Origin of the sequence: Cryobacterium breve, from assembly GCF_004402375.1 — a bacterium.
In the GTDB taxonomy this organism is placed as follows: Bacteria; Actinomycetota; Actinomycetes; order Actinomycetales; family Microbacteriaceae; genus Cryobacterium; species Cryobacterium breve.
On record NZ_SOGJ01000028.1, the window covers coordinates 1 to 12,223 of the forward strand.

Genomic DNA, 12,223 nt, shown 5'->3' on the forward strand with positions numbered 1-12,223 from the left:
CCCCTTGGTACTCATGGACGAACTCGCGGATCTCCGCCGCGTTGAACCCCGGGCTGATCGACATTCCCTTGCCTCCTACTGCTTGTGAAGTGACTCACAAGCAGCTTGACGCAGAGGGATTTCGCCCGAATCGGGGTGACAGCGGCAAAATCTTCGTCGAATTGGTTAGCGCGGAGTTCAGAAATGCGGGCGGCGGGCGGATGCGGCGGCGGGATCAAGCAACTGCGGATCATGCTCGTCGAGTCACTCCTGCGGGAGTGCCTGGAAATCGACGGCGAGAAAATTCTGACCGCGTCCGATCGCATCCTTCTCGGGGCCGAGCAAAATTGTGAGGCGAAGGGGCGTTCTCCCGCACCATGGATGCGGAGGACCTCCTCGTCGTGCTTCGGCTGTTTCTGACCTCTCCGTGGCTTCTGACGAAGCCGCTGCAACAGCTCGTGCAGCTCGTGCAGCTCGATCTGGTCGAGAAGCTGATCGACCGGCTGCTCCGAAGTGGCCTGGTGCCCCGGGAAGGGCAGGAATGCATCCTCATCGACGTTGGCGGTGTCATGGACCGAGCCAGATGGGAGCTCAACCGTTCTCAGCGCGAGGCAGCGGATGCGCCGAGCGACTCAGTAGGCCGTCACGGCTGGGCGCAGGGCCGCTTTCACGGAGTCGCTGAGGTCGCGCCGAAAATAGTCCTGTGCCCGCCGCGCGGTTGCGAGTACAGTCGGGCCATGAAACTCCGAACCCGTGTCGTGTCCAGCGTCATCGTTGCCGTTCTCGCCGCCTCGGGGGTGCTAGCTGCGGGTGCCCTTCCGGCATCCGCCGCGCCCACGGCCCCGGTCAACAAATACGTCGCCCTGGGCGACTCCTATGCGGCCGGGCAGGGTGGCGGTGGCTACGCGGACAGCTGCCTGCAGAGCCCGTACGGCTACCCGGCTCTCCTCGATGCGGTGAAGGGCACCAACCTCCTACGGAACGTCAGCTGCAGCCTGGCCACGACAGGGGATGTCACCACCACGCAGCTGTCGTCCCTGAACCGGGGGACCACCCTGGTGACGCTGACGGTGGGCGGCAATGACCTGAATGTGGCCGGGGTGGCGGCGGTGTGCGCCTCCGCAGATCCGGTGGCGTGCGGGAATGCCATCTCCACCGCCGGAGCCCTCCTCTATTCCGGTGAACTGGCAGCGCGCCTGGCCACCACGTACTCCCAGGTCGCGGCGGCCGCCCCGAAGGCCCACGTGGTCGTCACCGGCTACCCGCTGTTATTCGCCCCCTCGGCCGACCCGCTCATCGCCCAGCTCAACGAAGCCACGATGGCGCTGAACGAGACCATCCAGGGCGTCGTGGCCCAGGCCCAGTCAACCCGACCGAACTCCAGCATCGAATACGTCGATGTGTCCGCGGCCTTCGCAGGCCACGCCATCGGCAACGTCGACTCGTGGGTCAACTTCACCGGCCCGGATGCTTTCCACCCGACGCCCGCCGGCTACCAAGCCTATGCGGAGGCTATCCAGGTGGCTCTCTAGCGCGGCGGTGCACCCGAGGCCCGGTAGTCGACGCCCGGTTTCGCGCCCGGGCCCGTTCCCGGCCGGGGCGCGCCGAACCTAGGTCAGGCTTCCTGCCGGAGTGCGGGTGTCCGGAGTTAGTCGTTCGGCTCCAGGAACTCCGCGGTGTGCGCGATCGTCGGGATCGACGACGTGATGACGGTGCCGTCGGCCCGTCGACCGCCCTCAACCAGCTCCCGCGACGGTGATCCCGCGTCGCGCGGGCCCTGGTGGGCCAGCGGAACGGTGACGGGCAGGCCCATCCGCACGATGACGGAGACGCCGCGCACGGCCAACATGACGTCGACACCCTCTTCGACCGTGAGGTTGACCTCGGTCTGCCGAACGTCCACGCGCAGTCGGGTGCCCCGCAGAGTGACGCGGAAGGTTAGTGCCTCCCAGGTCTCGGGCAGACGCGGGTCGAGGGTGATTTTGCCGCCGTGGTCGCGCATTCCGCCGAAGCCGTAGACGAGCGCACTCCAGACACCGCCGGCGGATGCGACGTGCACGCCGTCCGCCGCGTTGTGGTGCAGGTCGGCGAGGTCGACGAACAGGCCCGAGGTGAAGTACTTGAGCGCGAGCTCGTGGTAGCCGACCTCGGCCGCGATGATCGATTGCACGACGTCCGACAGGGTCGAGTCACCCGTGGTGATCGGGTCGTAGTAGTCGAAGTCGGCGCGTTTCTGCTCCGCCGTGAACTCGTCGCCCTGCAACAGGAGCGCGAGAACGACATCCGCCTGCTTGAGAACCTGGAAGCGGTAGATCACGAGGGGGTGGTAGTGCAGCAGAAGGGGACGGTTGGCCGGCGGCGTCTGTGACAGGTCCCAGCGTTCCTTCTCCAGGAACTGGGCATCCTGCGGATGGATGCCCAGGGTCGTGTCGAACGGAATGTGCATCGCTTCCGCGGCGAACGACCACTCGATGATCTCGGCCTCGTCGAGTCCGAGACGGGCGACCATGAAGTCGTAGGAGGCGATGTCGACCTCGCGCAGCCGGCGCACGCCCTTGACTGCGGCCCGCAGGTTCGACCGGGCCATGATGTTCGTGTACAGATTGTCGTTGACGACGGTGGTGTACTCGTCGGGCCCCGTGACGCCGTGGATGTGGAAGACGTCGTTGCCGTTGCCGCGCCAGAAGCCGAGGTCGGCCCACATGCGGGCCGTCTCCACCAGGATGTCGATTGCCTCGCGGGAGAGGAAGTCCTCGTCGCCGGTTGCCGACACGTACTGGGTGAGTGCATAGGCGATGTCGGCGTCGATGTGGTACTGCGCGGTGCCGGCGGCGTAGTACGCCGACGACTCCAGGCCGTTGATCGTGCGCCACGGGAACAGTGCGCCGAGCTGGTTCAGCTCGGTGGCCCGCGCGCGGGCGTGATCGAGCATGGCGTGCCGGAACCGCAGCGCGTTGCGCGCGGCGTTCGGCGACGTGTAGGTCAGGAACGGGAGCACGTACACTTCCGTGTCCCAGAAGTAGTGGCCGCCGTAGCCGGAGCCGGACACGCCCTTTGCGGACACGCCCTGACCGTCGGCCCGCATGGAGGCCTGGGCGAGCTGGAAGAAGTTCCAGCGGGTGGCCTGCTGCAGGGCAGGCTGGCCGGCGAGTTCGACATCCGTTCGCGCCCAGAAAGCGGTGAGCCAGTCGCGCTGCTCGGCGACGTAGTGCTCGGTTCCGGCCGCGACGGCGCGGTCGAGCGTGCGGTCGCACCGGTCGGCGAGTTCGTGTGTGGGCACGCCCGTGGACGTGTGGTAGCTGAGCGTCTTGGTCAGGCGGATGGACTGGCCTTGCTTGGCCTTGATGCGGTAGACGTGCTTGGCGATGTCGTCACCGATGTGAGAGGCCTCGTCGTACTCGTTGAGCGTCTCCAGCTGATGGTCCGCGGCGCAGGCGATGGTCATGCCCGAGTTCGTGCAGCGAAAACCGAGGATGTAACGACCATCGGATGCCCGCTTGAAGCGGGGACGCAGCACCCGGTCGGTGAAGGACTCGGCCTTGCGGGGGTCGAAGTCCTTGCCGTTGGTGGGCTTGGGGGCGTCGTACTCGCTGATGCCGTCCTGGCGATTGAGGATCTGGCTGGAGATGACCACCGACGCGTCGGCGTCGAGCATGGTGACCTCGTATTCGAGGATCGCGAGGTGGCGTTCGGTGAACGACACCAGGCGGCGAGACTGGATTAGCACGCGCTTGCCTGAGGGCGTGCGCCATTCAAGGGAGCGGGAGAGGATGCCGCCGGCGAAGTCGAGGCGGCGCTCATAGCTGAGCAGGTCCGCGAGGGTCAGGACGAGCGGCTCATCGTCGACGTAGATGCGGATGATCTTGGCGTCCGGCGCGTTGACGATGGTCTGCCCGACGCGCGCGAAGCCGAAGGCCTCTTCGGCATGCCGGATCGGCCAGGTCTCGTGGAAGCCGTTGATGAAGGTGCCGTGGGCGTGGCCGTCGCGGCCCTCGTCGACGTTGCCGCGCAGGCCGAGGTAGCCGTTGCCGACGGCGAACAGGGTCTCGGTGCGACCCATGTCGTCGCCGGAGAAGTCCTTTTCGACCAGGGCCCATTCGTCGATGGGGAACCGGTTGCGGTCGAGCGGGTCGGTCGTGTCTGTGTGCCGGTTCATGCCCCGGCCTCCGTTTCGGCGTTGGGGAGAAGGTCGTGCAGGTCAGGCACGACGACGTCGGCGCCGGCGTCGAGCAGGGTCTGCGTGCCCACGCCGCGGTCCACGCCGAGCACGAGGCCGAAGTTACCGCTGCGACCGGCCTGGATGCCCGAATGCGCGTCTTCGACGACGACGCATTGGGAGGCGTTGAGGCCGAGCAGCGCGGCGCCGAGCTCATAGGTGTCGGGGGCCGGCTTGCCGGCCAGTCCGCGCTCGGCGGACAGCAGGCCGTCGACGACGATCTCGAAGCGACCACGGATGCCGGCGGCCGCGAGGGTCTTCTCCCCGTTGCGTGAACTGGTCACGACGGCCACTAAGAGCCCGGCAGCCACGACGTAGTCGAGGAACTCGATCGACCCAGGGTACGGGGTCACGCCGTCTTCGGCGAGGGTCTCGTTGAACGCCTCATTCTTGCGGTTGCCGAGGCCGCAGACCGTGTTCAGCTCGGGGCCATCCTCCGGTTCGCCGTCAGGCAGGAGGATGCCGCGTGAGTCGAGCAGGGAGCGCACGCCGTCGTAGCGGGGTTTGCCGTCGATGTACCGGAAGTAGTCGGCGTCGCTGTAAGAGGGGCTCACCCCCTGCTCCTCGAGGAAGGGCGTGAATAAGCGCGACCACGCGGCCATGTGCACATCGGCTGTGGGCGTCAGTACCCCGTCGAGGTCGAAGAGTACGCCGCGGAGGGACAGGAGCCGGTCGCGCGTTTCCGCGCGCGACAGGGGAGATCGCGTAGAAGTCATTGCTGGTGCCTTGTTCGGTAGGTCCTCAGACGTGGAGTCTGATCGGTCAAAGGGTCACGATCTCGATCGGGGGAAATCGTCGTGATGTGCGCCAACGCGGCGAGAACGCGATTGACGACGATGCGGACCAGGTCTAGGGCTGCATTCGCCTGAATACACCCACGATCCTATGCCCCCACGCCACTGCGCTCTTTTTCCGGCCGGCACCACCGGGTCGGCGTCCGTGGCGCGCCTGTTCGACCAGATCGGCCTGGCGTCCGCCGCACTGCTCGCCGTCTCGGTCGCCGGGCTCGGCCGTGGCCCGGAAACAGCCCGGTACGATTGTCCGATGAGCCGCGAACCACACGGGAGCCCGGCGTCGGCCGCGCCGACGGAGTCCTCGCGCTCCGCTCGAACAGCAGGTCGGCGCTTCACCCGGCTGTTCTCGGTCACGATCGCGGTGCTCGTGCTGCTGGTGGCCGGTCTCGCGGCGGCCAATTTCAGCCAGGGACCCCGCCTGGCCTCGGCTGAGATCAACCTCGACGCCTCCGTCGCCCGCGGCAACCCCCGACTGCTGCTCACCGCCAACCTGCCGCTCGCCGAGGTCGCGGCCGGCCAGGTCTCGGTGAGCCCGGCCACCGAGGTCTCCACCAGCGTCAACGACCGCGCGCTCACGGTGGAGTTCGCGGGAATACTGCGCTACAACACTGTTTATACAGTGACGGTGACGGATGTCGCGGGCACGTCCCAGAGCGCCACCTCCACTTTGGAATACAAGTTCACGACCCCGGACATCGATATCTATGCGCTGCAGCGCGAGCGCCGACTGGGCGACTCCGGTGTGAAGCTGCCCGACACCGTGCGCCGCACGACCCTACTGGGACGCGGTGACGGTGACGTCGTGTTCAGCGCCCCGCGCATCCAGCAGTACGTGGCCCTGGAATCCCACCTCGCGGCCGTCACGCTGGGCGACGACGATGCCGCCACCCTCGAGGTGGTCTCGTTCGCGGGCGGGGACAACGTACAGGTGCCGCTGCCGGGTGCCGGGACAATCGAGAACCTGCGGGCTTCCCCGTCGAAATACCTGATCGCCTACACCTTCACCAGCGGCCCGGATGCCCAGGGCCGCCGCCATGACCGCACCCCCTTCGTGTACGACCTGACCGAGTACTCGGGCCTGCCGGTCGAAGTCACCGGGGTGGACGACCTGCCTATGGCGGTCATGGACCTGGTATTCGTGCCGGATTCCACCACCCTCGTCGTGCAGAAATCCGAGCTGAGCATGTTCCTCGTTGACATGCTCGGCGACGCCGTGCTGACCCCCCTGGGCCAGCATGCGGAGCTGCGCGATTTCGTGCCCGGAACCCGCGCGCTCGTTGTCGCCGACCCGAACGAGGGCGCCACCATCGACCTCGCCGATGGGTCCGTGACCACCCTCGACCTCGCACCCAGCCTGCTCGACCGGAGCGCCTACCCCGGCAAGGTCGTGCTGCTGAACGAGCAGGGGCGCTACGCCCGCCTATTCCTGCAGGAGACCACGGGCATCAACCAGCTGGCGTCCCTGATCGCCGTCACCGACCCCGACGACTCGAGTGTGGCATTCGCGCCCGCGTCGGAGTCGTCCAGCGTGCGGGATTTCTGCGTCTCCCCGAACGGCCAGTACCTCGCCGTTGAGACGATCCCTGCCGCCGGCCTCGCCGATGAGTATCCGACCCTCGCCGCGTTCTCGGGCATGACGACCACCCTCGTCGACCTCGACCGCGGCACGAGCAGCCGAAGTGTGTCCGGTTTTCTTCCTGACTGGTGTGGTTAACCGACGGATGCCGCCACACACCTCCGACACATGGTTCCCTTCCTCTAGCGCGACCGAGCCGAAACACCACAAGATATGCATATGAGCCAGACCACCGCTGTGCGGCCCGTAGCTGCACGTCGGAGGCCCGGTCGGGGCCTCTACGTCGGCCTCATCATCATCGGGATCCTCACCCTGCTCCGGGCCTTCGCCCCGGCGCCTCCCGCCGACAGCCTCGCAGACACAGCCCGGGATTTCGTCACTCTGTCGATCAGCGTGGTCATCGAGTCGCTGCCGTTCGTCTTCCTCGGCATCGTGCTCTCGATCGGGGTTCAGATCTGGCTGCCCGAGGGGTTCCTGCTCCGGCGACTGCCGAAGAACGTGGTCGCGCGCCGGGTCGTGCTCTCCTTGCTGGGAATGCTGCTTCCCGTCTGCGAATGCGGCAACGTGCCGCTCGCCCGCGGCCTGATCGCCAAGGGCCTCACGGTCGGGGAATCGATGACATTCCTCTTCGCCGCGCCGATCCTGAACCCCGTCACCATCATCACAACCCAGCAGGCGTTCGGCTGGGACGGTGGCATCCTCGCCTGGCGAATCGCCGGCGGCTTCCTGATCGCCAACCTGATCGGCTACATCTACAGCCGGCATCCGAAACCTGAGTCCCTGCTCACTCCCCGATTCCGGGAAGCCTGCGCTCTCGGGGACGGCCACAATGCGGCCGATGGGAAGGCACGGCGCAGTGCGGCGCTGTTCACCAAGGAGACCAGCGCGATGCTCCCGGCGCTCTTCATCGGCGCGGGCCTGGCCGGGCTGATCCAGACCGCCGTCTCCCGCGACGTGCTCGTGACACTCGGCAGCAACCCGGTGTGGTCGGTTCTGGCGCTGATGGGGCTGGCGTTCGTGGTGTCGATCTGCTCCAACGTCGACGCCTTCTTCATCCTTTCCTTCGGCGCGACCTTCCTCCCCGGCGCGATTGTGGCCTTCCTGGTCTTCGGCCCGATGATCGACATCAAGATGCTGGCCCTCCTGCGCACGACCTTCACGGCGAAGACCCTCGTGCAACTCACCCTGATTGTGGCGCTCTGTTCCGCGGTGCTCGGATTGGCGATCAACTATGCCGTTTAGACGTCTTCTGCGACGCTGGCAGGGCGCGCTCCTCAGCGTGGTCGGCATCGTGGCAACGGTCTGGCTGGGATTCAGTGGGCAGCTCGGCCTCTACATCCACCCCCGCTACTTCGTGTTCACCCTGGTCATGGCGTTCATCGCCGGGGTGCTCGTGGTGGTCGCGTTCGCCCTCCTTCCGGCCACCGAGCACGAGCACGCACTACCCGATGACGACCAGGGACGCTGGGCGTGGCTCTGGTCGGCCGGCAGTATCCTGCTTATCGCCTCGGCCACGGTGGGGCTCCTGGTGCTGCCGCCGGCGACCCTGACCACGGCCACGGTCGCCAAACGCGACCTCAACGGCTCGACATCAAACCTGACGCAGAGCGAGGCGAGCGACCTCGTCGGCGGCGACTACTCCTCCTTCACCGTGCGGGACTGGTCTTCACTGCTGCGCCAGGGTGCCGGCGAAGATTTCTTCGCCGACAAGACCGCCACGGTGACCGGTTTCGTCACCCCCGACACGAGTGACCCGGAGAACGTGTTCTTCCTGGCCCGGTTCGTGGTGGCCTGCTGCGCGGTCGACGCGCAGCCGGTCGGCATCCCCGTTTATTACCCCGGCTGGCAGGACGAGTACCCGATCGACAGCTGGGTGTCGATCGAGAGCGGCTTCGACACCAACCCGAGCATCAGCAGCGAGGAGGCCATCGCCCTCGTCCCGAGCGAGATCACGCCCACCGACCAGCCTGCCGAGCCATACGTGTACTGAATGACGTCGAGGTCGCGCACGGCGCCGGTGGACTTCGCGACCGGCCGGTGGTGAGCGGTCAGGCGGCCGTGCCCTCTCCTCCGGCGGGCGCGGCGCCATCCGCGGCGAAGTGGTTGCTGCCCGCCGTGACACCCGCGAGCCGCAGCCAGGTGTCGACCACGGTGTCAGGGTTCAGCGACACCGAGTCGATGCCCTCGGCGACGAGCCACTCGGCGAAGTCCGGGTGGTCGCTGGGACCCTGGCCGCAAATGCCCACGTATTTTCCGCGGGCCTTGCAGGCCGCGATCGCCATGCTGAGCAGCTTCTTCACGGCCGGGTTGCGCTCGTCGAAGCCTCCCGAGACGATCGCCGAGTCGCGGTCAAGGCCGAGCGCCAGCTGCGTCATGTCGTTGGAGCCGATCGAAAACCCGTCGAAGTAATCCAGGAACTCATCGGCGAGCAGCGCGTTGGCCGGCAGCTCGCACATCATGACGATCTCGAGGCCGTTCTCCCCGCGGCGCAGCCCGTTCTCGGCGAGCAGCTCGATGACGCCGGCGGCCTCGTCGAGGGTGCGCACGAAGGGGATCATCAGCTTGACGTTGGTCAGACCCATTTCGTTGCGCACAAACGAGAGTGCCTCACACTCGAGGTCGAAGCAGTCCCGGAATGAGGGCTCCAGGTAGCGCGACGCGCCGCGGAACCCGAGCATGGGGTTCTCCTCGTGCGGCTCGTAGGCCGGCCCGCCGATCAGGTTGGCGTACTCGTTCGACTTGAAGTCGCTCATCCGCACGATCACGGTCTCCGGCGCGAACGCGGCCGCGATGGTCGAAACGCCCTCGGCCAGGCGCTTGATGTAGTAGTCGCGCGGGGAGCCGTAGGCGGCGATGCGGGTGTTGATCTCCCGGGCCACTGCGGCGGGCTGGTCCGCCAGATTCAGCAGGGCCTTGGGGTGGATGCCGATTTGCCGGTTGATGATGAACTCCAGCCGGGCGAGACCCACGCCGTGGTTGGGCAGTTGGGCGAAGGTGAACGCCTGCTCCGGGGTGCCGACATTCATCATCACCTTGACCGGGGCAGGTGGAAGGGTGGTCAGCGCGGTCTCCTCGATGCCGAAGTCGAGGATTCCCTCGTAGATCAGACCGGCCTCGCCCTCGGCGCAGGACACCGTGACCGGCACCCCGTCGAACAGGATATCGGTGGCGGTCCCGGTGCCGACGACCGCGGGGATGCCTAGTTCGCGGGCGATGATCGCGGCGTGACAGGTCCGTCCGCCGCGATTGGTCACTATCGCGCTGGCGCGCTTCATGATCGGCTCCCAGTCGGGGTCGGTCATGTCGGCAACGAGCACGTCGCCGGTGGCGAAGCTCGCCATCTGGTCGATTGACGAGAGGATGCGCACGCTCCCGGCCCCGATCCGCTGACCGATCGCGCGGCCCTCGACCAGGACCTTGCCGGTCTCCTTCATCTTGAACCGGCTTTGCAACACCCCAGTCGCCCGCGACTGCACGGTCTCGGGGCGGGCCTGCAGAATGTAGATGCCGCCGTCGACGCCGTCCTTGCCCCACTCGATGTCCATCGGGCGCCCGTAGTGTGCCTCGATCAGGAGGGCGTGCCGGGCCAGCTCGTCAACGTCGGCGTCGGTGATGCTGAACAGGTTGCGCAGGCCGGGTTCCACGGGCACGAAGTCGATGGTGCGACCGATTTCGCGGTTTTGTGTGAAGGTCATCTGCAGCGCCTTCTCGCCAAGGGTGCGCTTGAGGATGGCGGGCCGACCGGCTTCGAGCGCGGGCTTGTAGACGTAGAACTCGTCCGGGTTCACGGCACCCTGCACGACTGCCTCGCCTAGACCGTACGAGGAGGTGATGAACACTGCGTCGCGGAAGCCGGACTCGGTATCCATGGTGAACATGACGCCGGAGGAGCCGATGTCCGAGCGCACCATGCGCTGGACTCCAGCGGAGAGGGCCACCTCGGCGTGCTCGAAGTTGTGGTGCACCCGGTACGCGATCGCCCGGTCGTTGTAGAGCGACGCGAAGACGTCCTTGATGGCCGGCAGGATGTTCTCGATCCCGCGCACATTCAGGAACGTCTCCTGCTGGCCGGCGAAGGAGGCATCCGGCAGGTCCTCGGCCGTCGCGCTGGACCGCACCGCCCAGGAGAGGTCGTCTGAGCCGCCGTGCTTCGCCATCAGTGCCGAATAGGCCTCGCGGATCTGCGCCTCGAATTCGGGCAGGAAAGGCGTGTCGCGCATGAGACCGCGGATCTCCTGGCCGGCCGCGGCCAGTTCCGTCACGTCGTCGATGTCGAGTCCGCGCAGGCGTTCGATGATCCGCTGGTCCAGGCCGGAATCGGAGAGGAAGCGTCGGTAGGAGTCCGCAGTGGTGGCGAAGCCGTCAGGCACTTTGACGCCTGCCGACGCCAGGTTGTGCACCATTTCACCGAGGGAGGCGTTCTTGCCGCCGACCCGGTCGAGGTCAGCAAGTCCGATTTCTGAGAACCAGAGGATGTCCGTCGTCATATTGTCTGCTCCTTTGCAGGTGTGCGGCCAGAGGTGCGGCCGCCGGGGTGAGTGACTCGCCTTATGGATGAGCCCTCTGCTCCCATAGTGTCAGGTCTCTCCGACCCGGACGCGATTTGCTTACTTGACAGACATGTTCACCTGTGTGCCATTACCGTTTGAGTTTCATCTGCTGGAGAATCGTGGCCGACATCTCTTCCACGGACATGCTCGCCGAGTTCAGGAACGGTATGCCGTGGGAGGCATACAGGCGTTCGGCACTGCGCAGCTCGAATCCGCACTGACGCAGGGAGGCGTAGGGTGACCCCTCGCGACGCTGGGTGCGCACCTGGCTCAGCCGCAGGGGGTTGGTGGTGAGGCCGAAGCACTTGTCTACGAACGGCTCGAGCGGCTTCGGCAGCCCCTCCCGCTCGAAGTCCTCGTCGACCAGTGGGAAGTTCGCCGCGAAGATGCCGTGCTGCAAGGCCAGGTACATGGTCGTGGGTGTCTTGCCGCAGCGCGACGGAGCCACCAGGATCAGCTGCGCCTTCTCCAGCGCGCGCAGGCTTTGCCCGTCGTCGTGTTCCATGGCATATTCGACGGCCGTCATGCGCGACTGATACCGGGCTGCGTTCCCGAGGCCGTGTGCGCGTCCCGGTTCGTTGCTGGCCGGGGTTGCCAGCGCGCCCTCGAGCTGGCCGAGGTGGGTGCCGAGCAGGTCGATCAGTGTGGCCCGGCAGGTGCCCAGAGTGTGACGGATGTCGCTGGTCACGGCCGTTGAGAAGACGATCGGCTTCTTGCCGCCCGCCACCAGCCCGTCGACCAGGTCGACCACCGCCTGGGCCTGCTCCACGTTCAGGATGAACGGAATGGTCGTGCGGTCGAACTCCACCGTGGGGAACTGGGACAGCAGGGTGTTCCCGAGCGTTTCCGCCGTGATGCCGGTGCTGTCGGAGAGAAAGAAAACCGGGCATGGGTCGTCGTTGGCCATGATTCATTGTGTACCTCCGCGGTTGCCCGGGGCAGCTCGTTGCGCCGCGCGCCCCCTGTGACCGGCCACCGCAGACCGATGCGGGGCGTATGAGGACGACAGATGAATGCCCCACCGACGCCGACGTGCCGGCGGTCGACGCCCGAGAACGGCAGCCCACTCGGCCCCGTGATGTGTGAGTGACCAGTGCGCCGCGGCTGA

The 12,223-nt window shown here is 66.7% G+C and carries 8 protein-coding genes; 4 read left to right on the forward strand and 4 right to left on the reverse strand.

Annotated features, from left to right (window positions below; translation table 11 throughout):
- Positions 1 to 356 precede the first annotated feature (356 nt).
- Complete coding sequence (locus E3O65_RS13535; protein ID WP_134364265.1) at positions 357 to 1,511, forward strand: SGNH/GDSL hydrolase family protein; 1,155 nt, start codon at positions 357 to 359, stop codon at positions 1,509 to 1,511.
- 116 nt (positions 1,512 to 1,627) lie between these two features.
- Here the strand turns inward: E3O65_RS13535 and E3O65_RS13540 are convergent, their stop codons facing one another.
- Positions 1,628 to 4,135 (reverse strand): glycoside hydrolase family 65 protein, encoded by a 2,508-nt coding sequence (locus E3O65_RS13540; protein WP_134364266.1) that lies wholly within the window; start codon positions 4,133 to 4,135, stop codon positions 1,628 to 1,630.
- Positions 4,132 to 4,911 carry an HAD family hydrolase gene (locus E3O65_RS13545; protein ID WP_134364267.1) on the reverse strand — a complete coding sequence of 260 codons (780 nt, stop codon included), beginning with the start codon at positions 4,909 to 4,911 and terminating at the stop codon, positions 4,132 to 4,134. Before E3O65_RS13545 ends, E3O65_RS13540 begins: the two co-directional genes overlap by 4 nt.
- 169 nt (positions 4,912 to 5,080) lie before the next feature.
- Here E3O65_RS13545 and E3O65_RS13550 point away from each other — a divergent pair, with 169 nt between their 5' ends.
- From E3O65_RS13550 to E3O65_RS13560, 3 genes are all read left to right on the forward strand, one after another.
- Positions 5,081 to 6,703 (forward strand): Ig-like domain-containing protein, encoded by a 1,623-nt coding sequence (locus tag E3O65_RS13550; protein WP_134364268.1) that lies wholly within the window; start codon positions 5,081 to 5,083, stop codon positions 6,701 to 6,703.
- Between the two features lie 81 nt (positions 6,704 to 6,784).
- The gene (locus tag E3O65_RS13555) at positions 6,785 to 7,807 is read left to right on the forward strand and encodes a permease (protein WP_134364269.1); all 1,023 of its coding nucleotides are present in this window, start codon (positions 6,785 to 6,787) and stop codon (positions 7,805 to 7,807) included.
- The gene (locus tag E3O65_RS13560; protein WP_134364270.1) at positions 7,797 to 8,555 is read left to right on the forward strand and encodes a TIGR03943 family putative permease subunit; all 759 of its coding nucleotides are present in this window, start codon (positions 7,797 to 7,799) and stop codon (positions 8,553 to 8,555) included. The genes E3O65_RS13555 and E3O65_RS13560 overlap by 11 nt, the downstream gene beginning before the upstream one ends.
- A gap of 58 nt (positions 8,556 to 8,613) precedes the next feature.
- On the opposite strand, the gene ppsA is transcribed toward E3O65_RS13560, so the two are convergent.
- Both ppsA and E3O65_RS13570 read right to left on the reverse strand, forming a co-directional pair.
- Positions 8,614 to 11,052, reverse strand: a complete 2,439-nt coding sequence (gene ppsA / locus E3O65_RS13565; RefSeq protein ID WP_134364271.1) for a phosphoenolpyruvate synthase — start codon at positions 11,050 to 11,052, stop codon at positions 8,614 to 8,616.
- Between the two features lie 151 nt (positions 11,053 to 11,203).
- On the reverse strand, positions 11,204 to 12,022 hold the full coding sequence (locus E3O65_RS13570; protein ID WP_134364272.1) for a pyruvate, water dikinase regulatory protein: 819 nt from the start codon (positions 12,020 to 12,022) through the stop codon (positions 11,204 to 11,206).
- Between the last annotated feature and the right edge of the window lie 201 nt (positions 12,023 to 12,223).

Bases quoted from the DNA above. Each gene is read 5' to 3' on its own strand.
- E3O65_RS13535 (WP_134364265.1), top strand. From the start codon at position 357: ATGGATGCGGAGGACCTCCTCGTCGTGCTTCGGCTGTTTCTGACCTCT.
- E3O65_RS13540 (WP_134364266.1), bottom strand. From the start codon at position 4,135: ATGAACCGGCACACAGACACGACCGACCCGCTCGACCGCAACCGGTTC.
- E3O65_RS13545 (WP_134364267.1), bottom strand. From the start codon at position 4,911: ATGACTTCTACGCGATCTCCCCTGTCGCGCGCGGAAACGCGCGACCGG.
- E3O65_RS13550 (WP_134364268.1), top strand. From the start codon at position 5,081: ATGCCCCCACGCCACTGCGCTCTTTTTCCGGCCGGCACCACCGGGTCG.
- E3O65_RS13555 (WP_134364269.1), top strand. From the start codon at position 6,785: ATGAGCCAGACCACCGCTGTGCGGCCCGTAGCTGCACGTCGGAGGCCC.
- E3O65_RS13560 (WP_134364270.1), top strand. From the start codon at position 7,797: ATGCCGTTTAGACGTCTTCTGCGACGCTGGCAGGGCGCGCTCCTCAGC.
- ppsA (WP_134364271.1), bottom strand. From the start codon at position 11,052: ATGACGACGGACATCCTCTGGTTCTCAGAAATCGGACTTGCTGACCTC.
- E3O65_RS13570 (WP_134364272.1), bottom strand. From the start codon at position 12,022: ATGGCCAACGACGACCCATGCCCGGTTTTCTTTCTCTCCGACAGCACC.